Annotated in this window: 17 protein-coding genes; 10 read left to right on the top strand and 7 right to left on the bottom strand. The window is 69.7% G+C overall.

The window, feature by feature from the left end; translation table 11 throughout:
• Positions 1-332 precede the first annotated feature (332 nt).
• On the top strand, positions 333-797 hold the full coding sequence (locus CK485_RS30045; protein WP_275124635.1) for a DUF2268 domain-containing putative Zn-dependent protease: 465 nt from the start codon (positions 333-335) through the stop codon (positions 795-797).
• Entirely contained in the window at positions 748-1107 is a 360-nt protein-coding gene (locus CK485_RS30050) for a DUF2268 domain-containing putative Zn-dependent protease (protein ID WP_275124600.1), read from the top strand. The genes CK485_RS30045 and CK485_RS30050 overlap by 50 nt, the downstream gene beginning before the upstream one ends.
• An 81-nt stretch (positions 1108-1188) precedes the next feature.
• Here CK485_RS30050 and dnaB read toward each other — a convergent pair whose 3' ends face one another.
• Positions 1189-2730: a replicative DNA helicase gene (gene dnaB / locus CK485_RS09960; protein ID WP_109452716.1), complete on the bottom strand. Its 1542-nt coding sequence runs from the start codon at positions 2728-2730 to the stop codon at positions 1189-1191.
• Between the two features lie 470 nt (positions 2731-3200).
• Between dnaB and CK485_RS09965 the strand changes: the two genes are divergently transcribed.
• A complete protein-coding gene (locus CK485_RS09965) occupies positions 3201-4577 on the top strand; it encodes an MATE family efflux transporter (RefSeq protein ID WP_241968265.1) in 1377 nt (458 codons plus the stop codon).
• 250 nt (positions 4578-4827) lie between these two features.
• On the opposite strand, the gene rplI is transcribed toward CK485_RS09965, so the two are convergent.
• The 4 genes from rplI to rpsF form a co-directional block, all read right to left on the bottom strand.
• On the bottom strand, positions 4828-5274 hold the full coding sequence (gene rplI, locus CK485_RS09970; protein WP_109449157.1) for a 50S ribosomal protein L9: 447 nt from the start codon (positions 5272-5274) through the stop codon (positions 4828-4830).
• Positions 5275-5291: 17 nt separating this feature from the next.
• Positions 5292-5528, bottom strand: coding sequence for a 30S ribosomal protein S18 (rpsR, locus tag CK485_RS09975; RefSeq protein ID WP_014143881.1), 237 nt, complete (start codon positions 5526-5528; stop codon positions 5292-5294).
• Positions 5529-5569: 41 nt separating this feature from the next.
• Positions 5570-6145, bottom strand: coding sequence for a single-stranded DNA-binding protein (locus CK485_RS09980; RefSeq protein ID WP_109449159.1), 576 nt, complete (start codon positions 6143-6145; stop codon positions 5570-5572).
• Between the two features lie 77 nt (positions 6146-6222).
• Positions 6223-6513, bottom strand: a complete 291-nt coding sequence (rpsF, locus tag CK485_RS09985) for a 30S ribosomal protein S6 (protein ID WP_109449161.1) — start codon at positions 6511-6513, stop codon at positions 6223-6225.
• 334 nt (positions 6514-6847) lie between these two features.
• Between rpsF and CK485_RS09990 the strand changes: the two genes are divergently transcribed.
• The 3 genes from CK485_RS09990 to CK485_RS10000 all read left to right on the top strand — a co-directional run bounded on the left by CK485_RS09990 (position 6848) and on the right by CK485_RS10000 (position 9451).
• Positions 6848-7156 carry a hypothetical protein gene (locus tag CK485_RS09990; protein ID WP_109449163.1) on the top strand — a complete coding sequence of 103 codons (309 nt, stop codon included), beginning with the start codon at positions 6848-6850 and terminating at the stop codon, positions 7154-7156.
• A 90-nt stretch (positions 7157-7246) separates the two neighbouring features.
• Positions 7247-8365, top strand: coding sequence for a peptidoglycan bridge formation glycyltransferase FemA/FemB family protein (locus CK485_RS09995; protein ID WP_109449165.1), 1119 nt, complete (start codon positions 7247-7249; stop codon positions 8363-8365).
• A gap of 54 nt (positions 8366-8419) precedes the next feature.
• Positions 8420-9451, top strand: a complete 1032-nt coding sequence (locus CK485_RS10000) for an alanine racemase (protein ID WP_109449167.1) — start codon at positions 8420-8422, stop codon at positions 9449-9451.
• Between the two features lie 101 nt (positions 9452-9552).
• Here CK485_RS10000 and CK485_RS10005 read toward each other — a convergent pair whose 3' ends face one another.
• Both CK485_RS10005 and CK485_RS10010 read right to left on the bottom strand, forming a co-directional pair.
• Entirely contained in the window at positions 9553-11028 is a 1476-nt protein-coding gene (locus CK485_RS10005) for a glycosyltransferase 87 family protein (RefSeq protein WP_109449169.1), read from the bottom strand.
• Between the two features lie 133 nt (positions 11029-11161).
• A complete protein-coding gene (locus CK485_RS10010) occupies positions 11162-13906 on the bottom strand; it encodes a transglycosylase domain-containing protein (protein WP_109449171.1) in 2745 nt (914 codons plus the stop codon).
• A 484-nt stretch (positions 13907-14390) separates the two neighbouring features.
• Between CK485_RS10010 and CK485_RS10015 the strand changes: the two genes are divergently transcribed.
• The 4 genes from CK485_RS10015 to CK485_RS28480 all read left to right on the top strand — a co-directional run bounded on the left by CK485_RS10015 (position 14391) and on the right by CK485_RS28480 (position 18143).
• A complete protein-coding gene (locus CK485_RS10015; protein WP_109449173.1) occupies positions 14391-15017 on the top strand; it encodes a PadR family transcriptional regulator in 627 nt (208 codons plus the stop codon).
• Between the two features lie 55 nt (positions 15018-15072).
• Positions 15073-16155, top strand: coding sequence for an inositol-3-phosphate synthase (locus tag CK485_RS10020; protein ID WP_109449175.1), 1083 nt, complete (start codon positions 15073-15075; stop codon positions 16153-16155).
• Positions 16156-16233: 78 nt separating this feature from the next.
• Positions 16234-17505, top strand: a complete 1272-nt coding sequence (locus CK485_RS10025) for an MFS transporter (RefSeq protein ID WP_109449177.1) — start codon at positions 16234-16236, stop codon at positions 17503-17505.
• A 119-nt stretch (positions 17506-17624) separates the two neighbouring features.
• A complete protein-coding gene (locus CK485_RS28480; RefSeq protein WP_146214519.1) occupies positions 17625-18143 on the top strand; it encodes a hypothetical protein in 519 nt (172 codons plus the stop codon).
• The last annotated feature ends 27 nt before the right edge of the window (positions 18144-18170 follow it).

The raw sequence follows: 18170 nt of genomic DNA on the forward strand, positions 1-18170 counted from the left end.
TCCGAGAGGGGCGCGGCTCGGCCGGTGGCGCTTCCGCGTTGTGGACATGCGCAAGTGGCCCCCAACCCTCGTGCCTCAACGATCACTTGGATCGTCCGGTGGCACGCCGGTAGCGGGCCACGATGCCGCCCGCATGACCACGCGGCGGGTCTGGGCCACGGCCCGGGTAGGGCCACCGAGCGATCCTTATCGCCCGCGCCGCTTCCCGCACACCGCCGCGGCTCCCTCTGGACGACGACGCGGTGCCGACTCACGCCGACGGCGGTGGACCACTGCCCCTCGCGCGACGGCCCGACGTCCTGCGCCGGTGGCTCGCGCCGGCGCAGGACGTGATGCCTGCGAACCCCGGCCTCGACTGGGTGGCGCCCACAGCGGCGGGCAGCGACTTCCGCGTCGACCGCGAGGACCCCCGCTACCTGCCGGCGCTGGACCGGAGGCGCGAGGCGGGCGTGGGGGAAGCCTCGAGGCCTGCCTCGCCGCATGGAGGCGGATCGCCGACGCCGTCCCCGGGAATCCGCCGCACCGGCACCGTGCACGTCGCCTTGGTGCTCGGCGACCTTGACCTGGTAGAGAGCAGCGCGGGCTACTTCGGCCTGGGCGGCGTCCCCGGCGGGGTCCCGCTGGTCGTGTTGCCCACTGGCACGAGTCTGCGCCACATCGGCCGCGCCGCCGCACACGAACTGCACCACAACGTGCGCTACGCCAACGTGCGCTGGAACCCGGCGAAAAGTCAGGGTCGGCGAACACGTGGTCGCGGAGGGCCTGGCCGAGGCGTTCGTGCGCGAGCTGGCGGGTGAGCAGCCCATGGGCCCGTGGTCGAGAAATCCGACCGGGGGCGGGCTCGACCGCGCCTGCGAGAGGGTCACCACCGACATCACCAACACCGACGTGGCGGGGATGCGGAACCTCACCGCGTGCGTCCTGAGCGACACGACAGCGCACCGCACGGGGCAGCCGACGGTGGGTCTACCAGACTTCGCGGATCACCCGGGCGGCCCGCGCATCGTGGACCCCCACCTAGCCACCATCGGACCGACCGCCGCCGCGAGCACGGCCCTGCCGGCCCAGGAGATCCTGCCCAACGCGGTCACCAGGTCCGAGGCCTGACGCCTGACGACGCCTCGGGCATCCGCGGCCTCAGGCCCCACAGCCGCACCGCCCGAGTCGTGCCCGCTTCCGCGTCCTGCGTCAGACGTTCGCCGCCATGTCGACGAAGCGCGAGTAGTGGCCCTGGAAGGCGACGGTGATCGTGGCGGTCGGGCCGTTGCGGTGCTTGGCGACGATGAGGTCGGCCTCGCCCGCACGGGGCGACTCCTTCTCGTAGGCGTCCTCGCGGTGCAGCAGGATGACCATGTCGGCGTCCTGCTCGATGGAACCGGACTCACGCAGGTCGGAGACCATGGGCTTCTTGTCGGTGCGCTGTTCGGGGCCACGGTTGAGCTGGGAGAGCGCGATGACCGGCAGCTCCAGCTCCTTGGCGAGCAGCTTGAGGTTCCGGGACATCTCGGAAACCTCCTGCTGGCGGCTCTCCGGACGGCGCGAGCCGCCGGTCTGCATCAGCTGGAGGTAGTCGATGACGACCAGGCGCAGGTCGTTGCGCTGCTTGAGGCGGCGGCACTTGGCGCGGATCTCCATCATCGACAGGTTCGGTGAGTCGTCGATGTAGAGGGGACCGGCTGAGACCTCCGGCATGCGGCGGGCCAGCCGCGTCCAGTCGTCGTCGGTCATGTTGCCGGAACGCATGTGGTGCAGCGCGACCCGGGCCTCCGCCGACAGCAGCCGCATCGCGATCTCGTTGCGGCCCATTTCCAGGGAGAAGAAGACGCTGGGCAGGCCGTGGGTGATGGACGCCGAGCGGGCGAAGTCCAGGGCGAGCGTGGACTTGCCCATCGCGGGACGGGCGGCGACGACGATCATCTGGCCGGGGTGCAGGCCGTTGGTCAGCGCGTCGAGGTCGGTGAAGCCGGTGGGCACGCCGGTCATCTGGCCGCTGCGCGAGCCGATCGCCTCGATCTCGTCGAGCGCGCCCTCCATGATGTCGCTGAGCGGCAGGTAGTCCTCTGACGTGCGCTGCTCGGTGACCGCGTAGATCTCGGCCTGCGCGGAATTGACGATCTCGTCCACGTCGCCGTCGGCCGCGTAACCCATCTGGGTGATACGGGTACCGGCTTCCACCAGGCGGCGCAGGACGGCACGCTCGTGGACGATCTCCGCGTAGTACTCGGCGTTGGCGGCCGTGGGAACGGCGTTGACCAGGGTGTGCAGGTACGGTGCCCCGCCGACTCGGGTGATCTCGCCGCGCTTGGTCAGCTCGGCGGCGACGGTGATGGGGTCGGCCGGCTCGCCCCGGGCGTACAGATCGAGGATCGCGGTGTAGATCGTCTCGTGTGCGGGGCGGTAGAAGTCCTGGCCCTTGAGTACCTCGACGACGTCCGCGATGGCGTCCTTGGACAGCAGCATGCCGCCGAGCACGGACTGCTCGGCGTCCAGGTCCTGCGGAGGTACGCGCTCGAAGCCGCCCTCGGCCCAGCCGCCACGGCTGTCGCCGTCGCGACCGCCGTCCCGGCCCTCGCGGCCACCGCTTCGCCCTCCGCGACCGCCTCCCTCCCGACCGTCCCGGCGGAAGGGCGTGACCGGCCGCCGGTCGTCGAGGGCGGGGCCCTCGGGGTACGGCGGCTCGGCGGGCGGCGCCTCGTCCCAGTGGTCTTCCGCGGTCTCGGGTCGGCTCACCCCCGCCACCTCCCTCCCGGTCCTTCGGACCCCGTTCCGTGTCCTCTTTCTACGGCACGGCTCTGACAACCAACGAGCACCCGGCCCGGGTTCCGGCGCGTCGAATTCGGGAGCCGCGCGGGGCGGTTCCGAGGCCGGAGGCGAGGGCGGGTGCCGGACTACGGTAGGCCTGCGGACTCCGTCAGCCAAGATGGTTATCCACAGGCCATGTGGATGAACGGCCGCAGCCTGTGGAGAAGCCCGCGAAACCTGTGTACAGGGCGGGGGACAGTCCTGTGGACAACCCGCTAGAGCCTTCGCCGCATACGCCTTGAGCTGCGGTTTCATCGTCCACTGGCTGTGCAGGAGAAAAAGTTTCCCGGACGGCGCAAGATCACGACGAACGGCGCGGAGGCGATCACTGAGCGCCACCGCTTGTAATGATCATTCGCGGCTTGCACCTATTACCTGTGGAAGATTATCCTAAGCCGGTGACTCCCGCGCCCGTCAGACCCGCCAACGCCGCCGAGGGAGCTTCCGGTCGGCTGTCCCGGGAGGTCCGTCGGCGCCACGACCGCGAGATCATCGCGCTCGCCGTGCCCGCCTTCGGAGCACTGGTCGCCGAGCCGCTCTTCCTCATGGCCGACAGCGCCATCGTCGGCCACCTCGGCACCCCGCAGTTGGCCGGACTGGGGGTGGCCGCGACGCTGCTCACCACCGCCGTCAACGTCTTCGTCTTCCTCGCCTACGCCACCACGGCCGCCGTGGCCCGGCGCGTGGGCGCCGCCGACCTCCCGTCCGCCATCCGGCAGGGCATCGACGGCGTCTGGCTCGCCCTGCTGCTCGGCGCCCTGCTCGTCGCAGCGGTGATTCCGGGCGCTCCCGCGCTGGCCGACGTCTTCGGCGCCTCCGGCCGCGCCACCGAGTACGCCGTCACCTATCTGCGCATCAGCGCTCTCGGCATTCCGGCCATGCTCGTCGTCCTGGCGGCCACCGGTGTGCTGCGAGGCCTGCAGAACACCAGGACCCCACTGGTTGTCGCGATCGTGGGTTTCGCCGTCAACGCCGGACTCAACGCCACCCTGGTCTACGGCGCGGGCCTGGGCATCGCGGGCTCCGCCTGGGGCACCGTGATCGCCCAGTGCGGCATGGCGGCGGCCTACCTCACCGTCGTCGTACGCGGGGCCCGCCGTCACGCCGCCTCGTTGCGCCCGGACCTCGCCGGAATCAGGGCCTGCGCGACCGCGGGCGTCCCACTACTGGTGCGCACCTTGAGCCTGCGCGCCGTCCTGGTGATCGCGACCGCGGTGGCCGCCCGGCTTGGCACCGCCCAAGTCGCCGCACACCAGATCCTGGTGACCCTTTGGAGCCTGCTGGCCTTCGCGCTGGACGCCATAGCCATCGCCGGACAGGCGATCATCGGCCGCTACCTGGGCGCGGAAGACGCTCCCGGTGCGCGGGCCGCGTGCCGCCGCATGGTCCAGTGGGGCATCGCGGCCGGTGTGCTGCTCGGCATCCTGGTGGCCGTCTCCCGGCCGCTGTTCATCCCCCTGTTCACCAGCGACCCCGCCGTACGCGACCAGTTGTTGCCCGCCCTGCTGGTGGTCGCGATCAGCCAGCCGGTGTGCGGGCCCGTGTTCGTCCTGGATGGGGTGCTCATGGGCGCCGGTGACGGCCCCTACCTCGCCTGGGCCATGCTCGGCACCCTCGCCGTCTTCGCACCCGCCGCGTTCGCGGTACCGGCGCTGGGCGGGGCGCTGACCGCTCTGTGGTGGGCGATGGTGCTCTTCATGCTGACCCGTCTGGCGTTCCTGTGGAGCCGAGCCCGGTCCGGCCGCTGGGTGGTCACGGGGGCGGTTCGCGCCTGAGCGCCGCAGAGCGGACCGGTTTTCGTCCAGCGGAAACCGCCCGCGCCCTGGCCCAGACCCCACCTTGGAGCCCCGCCCGAGGCCCGTGGGCACGCGTTTCACGTGAAACGTCATGCGCATGTTTCACGTGAAACAGGATGAAACAGGTCCACTCCGGGCACTCTCGGCGGCCCAGCGAGCGGCTTCCAGGCAAGGCGAAGGGCCGACACCCCGAGGGTGTCGGCCCTTCTCAGACCTCGCGTGGAACGCGTCAGGCGGCCACGACCTCCAGGTCGAGCCTGACCGTGACCTCCGGGTGGAGGTTGACGGTCACCTGGTGCGACCCGACGGTCTTGATCGGCGAGACCAGCGCGACACGGCGCTTGTCCACCTGCGGACCGCCGGCGGCCTTGATCGCCGAGGCGATGTCGGCCGGGGTGACCGAGCCGAAGAGCCGACCGGTGTCACCGGCGCGGGTCGACAGCTTGATCTTGACGTTCTCCAGCTGGCCCTTGACCTCGTTGGCCTGCTCCAGCGTGGCGATCTCGCGGATCCGGCGCGCACGGCGGATCTGCTCAACGTCCTTCTCGCCACCCTTGGTCCAGCGGATGGCGAAGCCACGCGGGACCAGGTAGTTGCGGGCGTAGCCGTCCTTGACCTCGACGACGTCGCCGGCGGCACCGAGGCCGCTGACCTCGTTGGTGAGGATGATCTTCATGCTTAGGTCACCCTCTCTCAGCGAGCAGTCGAGGTGTAGGGCAGCAGCGCCATCTCACGGCTGTTCTTGACGGCCGTGGCGACGTCGCGCTGGTGCTGCGTGCAGTTGCCGGTCACGCGACGGGCACGGATCTTGCCGCGGTCGGAAATGAACTTCCGCAGCAGGTTGGTGTCCTTGTAGTCGACGTAGGTGACCTTGTCCTTGCAGAAAGCGCAGACCTTCTTCTTCGGCTTGCGCGGAGGCGGCTTAGCCATTGTCTCTCTCCAGTGTGATCAAGAAGTGTGTTGCTCCGCCCTTAGAAGGGCGGTTCGTCCGAGTAGCCGCCGCCGGAGCTCCCGCCCCAGTTGCCACCGCCACCGCTGCCACCCTGGCCGCCTGCCGGGGCACTGCTGGCCCACGGGTCATCGGCCGGAGCGCCGCCGCCGGACTGGCCACCGGGACCGCCGCCCCAGTTGCCGCCGCCCTGACCGCCACCGCCGTAGCCGCCCTGGCCGCCGCGACCGCCGCCGCTGGTCTTGGTGACCTTGGCCGTCGCGTTGCGCAGGGAGGCGCCGACCTCGTCGACGTCCAGTTCGTAGACCGTCCGCTTGACGCCCTCGCGGTCCTCGTAGGACCGCTGCTTCAAGCGGCCCTGGACGATGACACGCATGCCGCGCTGGAGCGACTCGGCCACGTTCTCCGCCGCCTGACGCCAGACCGAGCAGGTCAGGAACAGGCTCTCGCCGTCCTTCCACTCATTGGTCTGCCGGTCGAAGGTGCGGGGGGTGGACGCGACGCGGAACTTCGCGACCGCCGCACCGGAGGGGGTGAAGCGCAGCTCGGGATCGTCGACAAGGTTGCCGACGACCGTGATGACGGTCTCGCCTGCCATGGTGGGTGACCTCTCGGCGGGTTTGCTCTGCTGCTGGCTGCTCGGAAGCCGTACTCAGCTCTGGGCGCTCAGCGCGCTCAGTGCATTTCCGGACGGAGGACCTTGGTCCGGAGGACCGACTCGTTCAGGTTGAGCTGACGGTCGAGCTCCTTGACGACCTCAGGAGTCGCGTTGAGGTCGATGACCGAGTAGATGCCCTCGGGCTTCTTCTTGATCTCGTAGGAGAGACGACGACGGCCCCAGGTGTCGACCTTCTCAACCTTGCCGCCGCCGTTGCGGACGACGGCGAGGAAGCTCTCGATCAGCGGGGAGACAGCACGCTCCTCGAGATCGGGGTCGAGGATGACCATTACCTCGTAGTGACGCATGGTGGAACCCACCTCCTTCGGACTCAGCGGCCACGGCGTTTCCGTGGCAGGAGGGTTTGCATCGCGTCGCAACGGTAACGCGGGCCACCGACAACGCGGCGAGGCGTGGACGGAGCGGGCCCCGACGAGAGCCGCTGACAGGAACTGGCAGGGGATCGACGGTGCACGTCGGCCGGCTGGGAGACCGGCTCATAGCCGCGCGTAGACCATTGCAGACGGTACAGACTACCCGCCTCGTCCTTCCGCTTGAAATCCGCAGGTTAACCGGGACAATCTGTACACAAGGGCTCGCTCGGCGCTACGCCGGGCGGCCTTCCCGTCACGGAGGTGCCCGATGGCCACGACCTTCCGGCCGCAGAACGTAATCGCGATCCTCAACTCCGACGGCAAGGCTCATCCGAAGGAGAACTCCCTGATCGCCGTCTCGGTGGTGCTCGGGGCGATCGCGATCATCTCCTCGATCTTCAACAACCTCCATCTGCTCAGCTCGTGGACCGGCCTGTTCGGAATCATCACCGCGGGCTACGGCCAGTTCATCTCGGCCACCACCAGCGAACGCTTCGTCCTCATCCTGGCCCTCGGCGCCTCGGCGATCGGATTCTTCATCGGCGTCGCGCACGGCGGTCTGTGGGGCGGGCTGTGAGACCGCGGGCTTGAAGACGGGGCGTTTCCCACGCGCTATAGGCTTCGGCGGGTAGTCCGGTAGAACCCGCAAGCGTGGGGAGCGCCCCGAATGAGCCTGACCCTGAGGACCATCAGCCGCGAGCAGCATCTGGCGTACATCCAGAGCCTGCCCGCGGCGAGCCACATGCAGGTTCCCGCCTGGGCGGACGTCAAGGCGGAGTGGCGTTCGGAGAGCCTCGGGTGGTTCGACAAGAACGGCGAGCTGGTCGGCGTCGGCCTCGTGCTGTACCGCCAGCTGCCCAAGATCAAGCGGTACCTGGCCTACCTCCCCGAGGGCCCGGTCATCAACTGGTACGCGCCCAACCTGGAGGAATGGCTCCAGCCGATGCTGGCGCACCTGAAGCAGCAAGGCGCGTTCTCGGTGAAGATGGGCCCGCCGGTGGTCATCCGCCGCTGGGACGCCAACGCCATCAAGACCGGCATCTCCGACCCCGACGTCAAGCGGCTGCGTGACGTCGAGGCCACGTTCATCGAGCCGCGCGCCTTCGAGGTCGCCGACCGGCTGCGCCGCATGGGCTGGCAGCAGGGCGAGGACGGCGGCGCGGGCTTCGGCGACGTCCAGCCGCGCTATGTCTTCCAGGTCCCGCTGGAGGGCCGCAGCCTGGAGGACGTCCACAAGGGCTTCAACCAGCTGTGGCGTCGCAACATCAAGAAGGCCGAGAAGGCCGGCGTCGAGGTGGTCCAGGGCGGCTACGAGCAGTTGCCCATCTGGCAGCAGCTGTACGAGATCACCGCCGAGCGCGACCACTTCCGTCCCCGGCCGCTGTCGTACTTCCAGCGCATGTGGACCGCCCTCAACTCCGAGGACCCCAACCGGATGCGGCTGTACTTCGCCACGCACGAGGGCGAAGCCGTCGCGGCGGCCACCATGCTCATCGTCGGCGGCCACGTCTGGTACTCCTACGGCGCCTCTGCCAACCACAAGCGCGAGGTGCGTCCCAGCAACGCCATGCAGTGGCGGATGCTGCGCGACGCGTACGCGCTCGGTGCGACCGTGTACGACCTGCGCGGCATCAGCGACTCGCTGGACGAGAACGACCACCTCTTCGGCCTGATCCAGTTCAAGGTGGGAACAGGCGGCCAGGCCGCGGAGTACCTGGGCGAGTGGGACTTCCCGCTCAACAAACTGCTGCACAAGGCGCTCGACATCTACATGTCGCGGCGCTGACGGCCCCCTCCCCTGCCCCTGTTCGACCGAAGACAGAAAGGTCCTGACCCGGCCATGGCGCTCACCCTGTACGTCGACACCGCGCGCTGGCGTGCGCACCAGAAGACCGTGGTGGACCAGTTCCCCGACCTGATCCCGGTCTGCAAGGGCAACGGCTACGGCTTCGGCCACGAGCGGCTCGCGGAGGAGGCGACGCGGCTGGGCAGCGACATGCTGGCGGTCGGCACCACCTACGAGGCGGCCCGGATCAAGGACTGGTTCGGGGGCGACCTGCTGGTGCTGACCCCGTACCGGGTCGGCGAGGAGCCGGTGCCGCTGCCGGACCGGGTGGTGCGGTCGGTCTCCTCCGTCGAGGGGGTGCGGGGTCTGGTGGGCGCCCGGGTCGTCATCGAGGTGATGAGCACCATGCGCCGCCACGGCGTGTCGGAGGACGACCTGGTCAAGCTGCACAGCGCGATCGACAACGTGCGGCTCGAGGGTTTCGCCATCCACCTGCCGCTGGACCGCACCGACGGTTCCGACGCGGTGGAAGAGGTCTTCGCCTGGATGGAACGGCTGCGCGCGGCCGGGCTTCCGCTGCACACCATGCTGGTCAGCCACGTGAAGCCGAACGAACTGGCACAGCTGCGTCAGCAGTTCCCGCAGACCCGCTTCCGCGCCCGGATCGGCACCCGGCTGTGGCTGGGCGACCACCAGGCGACCGAGTACCGCGGCTCCGTGCTGGACGTCACCCGGATCGCCAAGGGCGAGCGCTACGGCTACCGCCAACAGCGCGCCGCGGGTGACGGCCATCTGGTGGTCGTGGCGGGTGGCACGTCACACGGCGTGGGCCTGGAGGCCCCCAAGGCGGTGCACGGCGTGATGCCGCGGGCCAAGGGCGTGGCGCGGGCGGGCCTGGCGACGGTCAACCGCAATCTGTCGCCGTTCGTGTGGGCGGGCAAGCAGCGGTGGTTCGCCGAGCCGCCGCACATGCAGGTCTCGCTGCTCTTCCTGCCGGGCGACGTGGCGCCGCCGGCGGTCGGCGACGAGTTGGTGGCGCACCTGCGGCACACCACAACGCAGTTCGACCGCGTCCTCGACCGCTGAGCGTCGAGGGGAACGACAGGCCGACGCAAGAGAGGGGTCTGTTTCACGTGAAACAGCGTGTTTCACGTGAAACAGACCCCTCTCTTGCGTGTGCGGGACGCTCAGCTCCGCAGGGCGGCCGAGGTCTTCTCCTCACGCGCCGCCCGCGCGCGACGACCCAGCACGAAGACGTCCCCAGCACCGTCCAGCACGCCGCCGGACGGGTCGTCCGAGCCGTCCAGCCGTACCGGGTCGTGCTCCGGCCTGAGCATGTCGCGCAGCACCATGGAGCACAGGTAGGCGGTGCCGAGCAGGTGGACCAGGATGGCGAAGTCGTAGCCGCCCTCAGGCAGCCCCTTCTCGTTGCCACCGGTGGTGTACGCGAGGTACATCCAGATGCCGAGGAAGTAGACCACCTCGCACGCCTGCCAGATCAGGAAGTCACGCCAGCGCGGCCGGGCCAGCGCGGCGAGCGGCACCAGCCAGAGCACGTACTGCGGTGAGTAGACCTTGTTGGTCAGGATGAACGCGGCGATCGCCAGGAAGGCGACCTGGACGAACCGGGGTCGCACCGGCGCGTAGAGGATCACGGCGGCGATCCCGACGCACAGCAGCAGCATCAGGGCCGTCGCGTAGGTGTTGGCACCGTTCAGCGGGTTGCCGGTCTGCTGGGAGATCATCAGCCACACCGAGCCGAAGTCGATGCCGCGGGTATGGCTGTAGCCGTAGAACTGCTTCCAGCCCTTCCAGGCGAAGGCCATCACCGGCACGTTGACCACCAGCCAGGCGACCACCGCGCCCGCCAGGGCCTTGCCGAACTCCCGCAGCCGTCCGGCCCGCAGGCACAGCAGCAGCAGCGGACCCAGCACCAGGGCCGGGTAGAACTTGGCGGCCGTCGCCAGCCCGATCAGCACCCCGGCGGCGACCGGCCGCTCGCGCGCCCACATCAACATGCCGACCGCGAGCAGGGCGACCGCCAGCAGGTCCCAGTTGATGGTGGCGGTCAGGGCGGCGGCCGGCGCGAGCGCCACCAGGAGGGCGTCCCAGGGGCGACGGCGGTGGGTGCGCGCCACGGCGACCGCGGTGACGGCGGCGCAGACCAGCAGCATCCCGGCGTTGACCAGCCAGTACACCTGTTCGCGCTGCACCAGGTCGGAGCCGTGAGGGGTGACCCAGGAGGCGACCTCCATGAACAGCCCGGTCAGCACCGGGTACTCCAGGTACCCCATGCCGCCGGAGACGGCGTCCGGGATGTGGTCGAAGTACGGGACCAGGTCGCTGGAGAAGCCGCGGGCGTAGAACAGGTGCGGGATGTCGGAGTAACAGGCGTGCGAGTACTGGGCGTTGGCACCGAAGAACCAGCCGCTGTCGTAGCACGGCACCTTCTGGACCATGCCGAGGGCGAACATCCCGATGGCGACCAGCACGATGATCCGCACCGGGTTCCACCAGCCGCCGCGTTCGGTGGTGGCGCGCCGACCGAGCCTGCCGCCGATCACTTCGCTGCCCGCGTCGGCCACCGGATCCTCGGCGGTCGGCGGCACGGTCGCGGGCGCCTGCGGGGCGCCGCTCTCGTCGTTCTCGCGCACGGTCGTCATGGGGCACATCCTGCCTCACGCGGCTCGGCGCCGGGGCCGTCAGGTCCGGACCCGGCGCCGAGCGACGCGGTGGCGGCCGGAGGCGCCGGTGCACGACCGGCCACCACCGACGGTGTCCCCTTATGGGGCCGCGCTAGTTGCCTCCGATGAAACCTCCGCCGTCGGTTCCTCTGGCGCCGCCGTCCGTGGTGCCGGGGCCGCCCGTCGTACCACCGTCGGTCCCGGCGGTCGTCCCGCCGTTGCCGGTGGTGCCGCCGTCGCCGCCCGGGCCCCCGGTGGTGTCACCACCGGTGCCTCCAGTGCCCGTGCCGCCGTCCTGGCAGCCCCAGAAGCCGCAGGACGAGGTGGACGGCGACGGGGACGGGCGGTGCGACCGGCTGGGCCTGGCGGACGGGGTGGTGGAGGGCGTCGCCGAGGGGGCGGGCGCCGAAGGTGAGGGGGACGGAGCCGCGCCGTCGCCGTAGACGACCGTGCCGATCTTCTCCGGCGGACTGAACTGCTCGACCTGCTGCCCGTCCAGGGCCGCCTTCATGTAAGCGGTCCAGATCTGCGTCGGGAAGGAGGCACCGTAGATCTTGGCGTTGCCGCCGAGGCCGTACATCGGCAGGAACTTCTGCGCCTTGGCCTGGTCGTCCATCCGGTACATGCCGATGGAGGTGGCCAGTTGCGGGGTGTAGCCGGTGAACCAGGCGGACTTGTTGTCGTCCGTGGTGCCGGTCTTGCCCGCGGCCGGGCGCCCGAGAGCCTTCGCGGCGGTGCCGGTGCCCTCCTCGACGACGCCGCGCAGCACGCCGGTGACGTTGTCCGCGACGGCCGGGGAGAAGGCCTTCACCGTCGTCGTGCGGTGCTGGTAGACGGTGCTGCCCTCCTTGATCACCTTGCTCACCGAGTACGGTTCGGCGCGCAGTCCGCCGTCCGCGAAGGTCGCGTACGCGTCGGCCATCCGGATCGCGCTGGGCGAGGAGGTGCCGATGGAGAAGGACGGGCCGTTGGTGCTGGCCAGACTGTCACTGGTGACACCCGCATCCAGCGCGGCCTGCTTGACCTTGTCCAGGCCCACGTTCATGCCGAGCTGCACGTAGGTGGAGTTGACCGACTCCTCCATCGCCTTCTTCAGGGTGATGGACCTGAACGAGTCGTGGTCGTCGTTCTCCTGGAGCCACTGCCGGCCGTCCTTGTCCTGCCAGACGGACCCGTCGTAGTTGAGGACCTTCCAGTCGTTGACGCCGGGGTAGACGCTGCTCGGGGAGACCGGGGTGCGCTGGGAGTCCGACTGGTCGGCCGGTCCGTGCGGGTCGCGCACCCCGTCGCGCATGGCAGCCGCCAGCACGAACGGCTTGAACGTCGAGCCGACCTGGGCGCCGGTGTAGTCGGCGTTGTCGGTGAAGTGCTTGAGGTAGTCCTCGCCGCCGTAGATCGCCTTGATCGCGCCGTCACCCGGCACCACCGAGGCACCGCCGAACTGCACGTAGGTGTCGGTGCTCGGGCGCAGCTTCGGCTTGATGTTCGCGCTGCGCACGTCGTCGACGGCCTTCTCCATCGCGGCCACGTCCTTCTTGTCGAAGGTCGTGTAAATCTGGTAGCCGCCCTTGTCCAGCTGCTGCTTGGTGATCTTGGTGTCGGCCAGGACGTTGTTGTCCGCGAGGTCGGTGAGATAGCCGATCTGACCCGCCTTGTCGGTGGACGGCCTGGGCTTGTTCGGCACCGGGAAGGTCCGGTACCGCCCCCGTTTCGCGGGCGTCATGCTCTTGGTGTCGACCTCGCGGTCGAGGATCCAGCTCCAGCGGTCGGTGGCCCGCTTGAGGTTCTCGGCCGGTGTCGCCCCTGGGCCGACACCGCCGGCCGGGTCGTAGAGGTTGGGGCCGTTGAGCAGCGCGGCCAGGAACGCCGACTGGTCGGGCCTGAGTTGGTCGCAGTTGACCCCGTAGTAAGCCTGCGCCGCCGCCTGGATGCCGTACGCGCCGCGCCCGTAGTAGCCGGTGTTGAGGTAGCCCGCCAGGATGTCCTGCTTGGAGTCGTTGGCGCCGACCTTGATGGAGATCAGCAACTCCTTGAGCTTGCGGGTGACCGTCTGACTCTGGTCCAGGTAGGTGTTCTTGACGTACTGCTGGGTGATGGTGGATCCGCTCTGGGTCTCCCCGCCCTGCGCCATCCTCAGCACGGCACGGGCGATGCCCTGCGGGTCGACGCCCTTGTCGTGCCAGAACGAGGCGTTCTCCGCCGAGACCACGGCGTTCTGCATCGACGTGGGGATCTGGTCCAGCTTGACGATCTGACGATTGAGGTCGCCGCCGCCGGAGACCACCATCCGGCTGCCGTCCGCCCAGTAGTACACGTTCTTCTGGGTCTGCGCGGCGAGGTTCGGATTCGGGACGCTCACCATCGCGTAGGCGATGCCGACCAGAGCGACCAGCGTGCCGCAGAACGCGACGCAGATGCCGAGGGTCTGACGCCATGACGGCATCCAACGGCGCCAGCCGCTCCTGCCCCAGCGGGGGTAGTCGATGAACCGCCGTGGCCGGGGACCGCCCTGTCCGCGGCCGCCCTCGCCCGTACGGCCCGCCCCTGCGCGACCACCCGCACCGGCCCCTACCGCGCCCGTCGTCGGCGCCGCACGCCTACGGCCGCCGCGCTGAGCGGCCCGCCGGGCTTCCGCCCGGCCTCCGTAGGGCCGCTCCGGCGCGCCCCGTCCCGGCGGCTGGGCGCCGTTCGAGACTCCGGGCGGGGTGCCGAACGCGTCACCGGTCCCGTACGACCCCCGGCCGGTCGGCGGCCCGGGGCGCCGGGCGGGGGAGGACTCGGGCGGCTGCTGGGCTCCGCGCCGGGCGGCGGCGCGTCCGCCACCGTTCGGCGGCGGCTTTCGGCGGTGCTCGCTCATGCTTGCGGCTACTCCTCGGACAGGCGATCTCGCCTGTAGGCGGCAGTTGACTTCCGGTTCCTCCGGACTGCGACCCCGCCGGGCCGCATGGCGGACCGCGGGAGAACGGCACGCGACGAAGTCACCACGCTGGGTGACACACCGGCGCCCGGCGACGACGCGGCACATGGCGACGTCACAGGAATCCCACTGGTTCGCATGGCGAACAGAGTACGCACCGTCAAAACCTGAACTACTTCAACCATCAGCCCATAACGGACAGTTGGCGCTCGGCCATCCACGGATGTGACGGCGTTCACCGTGGGGCGCCTTGCGAGATCCACACGGTCGTTCTATCGTCACGATGTATCGACTCGATACATCAGAACGACATAAAGAAACGGCACAGAGATCGGCCCGGGGGACTCCCCGCGGGTGAGCGCACAGCGCGGCACAGCGAACCGCCCGGCCTTGGGCGGCCCGTACGAGAGCCGAGGAGGCGGACATGAGCAGGCGCTCCGGCGTCCTCGAGTTCGCGGTCCTGGGCCTGCTGCGTGAGTCGCCGATGCACGGCTACGAGCTGCGCAAGCGGCTCAACACCTCACTCGGCGTCTTCCGTGCCTTCAGTTACGGGACCCTCTACCCGTGCCTGAAGACGCTGGTCGCCCAGGGCTGGCTGACCGAGGAGGCCGCGCCCGAGGATCCGCTCGCGGCCGCCTCGCTGGGCGGGCGCCGGGCGAAGATCGTCTACCGGCTGACCCCGGAGGGCAAGGAGCACTTCGAGGACCTCCTCGCCCAGACCGGCCCGGACGCCTGGGAGGACGAGCAGTTCGGCGTGCGCTTCGCCTTCTTCGGCCACACCGAACGCGACGTGCGGATGCGGGTCCTCGAAGGCCGCCGCAGCCGCCTGGAGGAACGGCTGGAGAGGATGCGCGCCTCGCTGGCACGTACCCGCGAGCGGCTCGACGACTACACGCTCGAGCTGCAACGGCACGGCATGGAGTCGGTGGAGCGCGAGGTCCGCTGGCTCAACGAGCTGATCGAGACGGAGCGGGCGGGCCGAGGCCGTGCCAAGGGCCGCCCCGCCGAGACAGGTCGCGACGACACGGATCCGTCCGACACCACCAAGTGAGGGCCCCGCACCCGTAGGGCCCGTCGAACAACCGAGTACACAGGGAGCAACCGGAATGGGTTCGGTTCGCGTAGCCATTGTCGGCGTGGGCAACTGCGCCACGTCGCTGGTGCAGGGCGTCGAGTACTACAAGGACGCCGACCCGGACAGCCGCGTGCCGGGCCTGATGCACGTGCAGTTCGGCGACTACCACGTGCGTGACGTGGAGTTCGTGGCGGCCTTCGACGTCGACGCGAAGAAGGTCGGCCTGGACCTCGCGGACGCCATCGGCGCCAGCGAGAACAACACCATCAAGATCTGCGACGTCCCGCAGACCGGTGTCACCGTCCAGCGCGGCCACACCCTCGACGGCCTGGGCAAGTACTACCGCGAGACCATCGAGGAGTCCGCCGAGGCCCCGGTCGACGTGGTCAAGGTCCTCAAGGACCAGCAGGTCGACGTCCTGGTCTGCTACCTGCCGGTGGGCTCCGAGGACGCCGCCAAGTTCTACGCGCAGTGCGCCATCGACGCCAAGGTCGCGTTCGTCAACGCGCTGCCGGTCTTCATCGCCGGCACCAAGGAGTGGGCGGACAAGTTCACCGAGGCCGGCGTCCCGATCGTCGGTGACGACATCAAGTCCCAGGTCGGCGCCACCATCACGCACCGCGTGCTGGCGAAGCTCTTCGAGGACCGCGGTGTGGTCCTGGAGCGCACCATGCAGCTGAACGTCGGCGGCAACATGGACTTCAAGAACATGCTCGAGCGCGAGCGCCTGGAGTCCAAGAAGATCTCCAAGACGCAGGCCGTCACCTCCCAGATCCCCGACCGCGACCTGGGCGCCAAGAACGTCCACATCGGCCCGTCGGACTACGTGGCCTGGCTGGACGACCGCAAGTGGGCGTACGTGCGCCTCGAGGGCCGCGCCTTCGGCGACGTCCCGCTGAACCTGGAGTACAAGCTCGAGGTCTGGGACTCCCCGAACTCCGCCGGCGTCATCATCGACGCGCTGCGCGCCGCGAAGATCGCCAAGGACCGCGGCATCGGCGGTCCGATCCTGTCGGCGTCCTCGTACTTCATGAAGTCCCCGCCGGTCCAGTACTTCGACGACGAGGCCCGCAACAACGTCGAGAAGTTCATCAAGGGCGAGGTCGAGCGCTGACGACCGCGTCGGTGGTTTGATCGCCGAGGTCCCCGGGCAATCCGCCCGGGGACCTCGTTTTTGTGTGAGGCTGTGCGCATGGCCGTCGTATGGGATCTCCGCGTACTGCTGCGGTTCCGCGACTTCCGGCGGCTGCTCGTCGTCCGGCTGCTGTCGCAACTGTCCGACGGCGTCTACCAGGTGGCACTCGCCACGTACGTCGTCTTCACCCCGGAGAAGCAGGCCTCCGCCGGCTCCATCGCGGCCGCACTCGCGGTGCTGCTGCTGCCCTACTCCCTGCTCGGCCCGTTCACCGGCGTCCTGCTCGACCGCTGGCGGCGCAGGCAGGTGCTGCTCTACTGCAACCTGCTGCGCGCGGTGCTCGCTGCCGGTACCGCCGCGCTGGTGCTGGCCCGGGTGCCGGACTGGCTCTTCTACCTCTCCGCCCTGTCCGTCACCGCTGTCAACCGCTTCGTCCTGTCCGGCCTGTCGGCCGCGCTGCCCCGGGTGGTGGACGGCGAACGATTGGTCGTCGCCAACTCCCTGTCCCCCACGGCCGGAACGATCGCGGCCACGGTCGGCGGCGGTGCGGCGTTCATCGTCCACCTGGGAATGACCCCGGGGACCGGCTCCGACGCCGTGGTGGTCGCGCTCGGCGCCGTGCTCTACCTGTGCGCGGGGCTGTCCGCCCGGACCATGGGCCCTGACCGCCTCGGGCCCGACCCGGGGGTGCTCCAGCCGCGGATATGGGCGGCGGTGGCGAGTACCGTGCGCGGGCTTCGCGCCGGACTGCGGCATCTGGCCGGTCGGCGGCCCGCAGTGCGCGCCCTCGCCGCGATGACCGCGCTGCGCTTCTGCTACGGGGCGCTGACGGTCACACTGCTCATGCTCTGCCGTTACTCCTGGGCCTCGCCGAGCGACACCTCCGGCGGGCTGGCGCTGCTGGGACTGGCCGTCGGGCTGTCGGGGGCCGGGTTCTTCGTCGCCGCCGTCGTCACACCGTGGGGGACCGGCCGCTTCGGCACCCCGGGCTGGATCGTGGTGTGCGCGGCCGCGTCCACCGTTCTGGAGCCCGCACTCGGCCTGCCGTTCTCCCCGGCGCCGATGCTGCTGGCCGCGTTCGTCCTGGGCGTCACCACGCAAGGCGCGAAGATCGCCACCGACACCGTCGTCCAGACCCACGTCGACGACGCCTACCGTGGCCGGGTCTTCTCGCTCTACGACGTCCTGTTCAACGTCGCGTATGTTGGTTCGGCCGCGGTGGCCGCCGGGGTGTTGCCTCATGACGGCCGCTCAGCAGCACTGATCATCACCATCGCCGTGATCTACGGGGCAACTGCGGCCGGAATGGCCTGGTTCAGCGGCAGTTGACGGTCACATCAAGGCCACAGTCCGTCAATCGGTTACGGCTGCCCGATCGAGAAGCATTACCGTACGGACGGGCTGGAATCAGCCACACCACAACTCATGCCACACCTAGGGGGAACCCTGTGACCACTCCGCCGCCGCAGGGAACAAATCCATATGCCCAGCCGCCGCAGCAGGGCGCTTATCCGCCGCCTCCGCAGCCCGGGTCGTACCCGCCGCCGCAGGGCCAGTTCCCGCAGCAGGGCGGCTTCCCGCAGCAGCCCGGACCCGGCTACCCGGCACCCACGGTCGGCTTCCCGCCGTCGGCACCGGCACCCAAGAAGCGAATAGGCCGACTCGGCATCCGGCTCATCATCGTGGCGGTCCTCCTGGTCATCGGCGGTGGCATCGCCTACTTCAACCACGACGACTCGCAGACGCTGAAGGCCGGCGACTGCGCCAAGAACGCGGGCAGCGACAGCGACCCGAAGCTGGACAAGCTCGCCTGCTCCGACAGCAACGCGACGTACAAGGTCCTCAAGAAGGTCGCCGGCAGTGACGACCCCGAGATCGCTTGCGCGGGTGTGGCCGGGACGGACACCGGCTTCTACGAGACGGAGAACGGCAGCTCGTTCGTCCTCTGCCTCGCCCACAACCACTGACCTGACGCTCTGACGCTTACGGCGGGG

Source organism: Streptomyces sp. ICBB 8177 (assembly GCF_003144095.1).
In the GTDB taxonomy this organism is placed as follows: domain Bacteria; phylum Actinomycetota; class Actinomycetes; order Streptomycetales; family Streptomycetaceae; genus Streptantibioticus_D.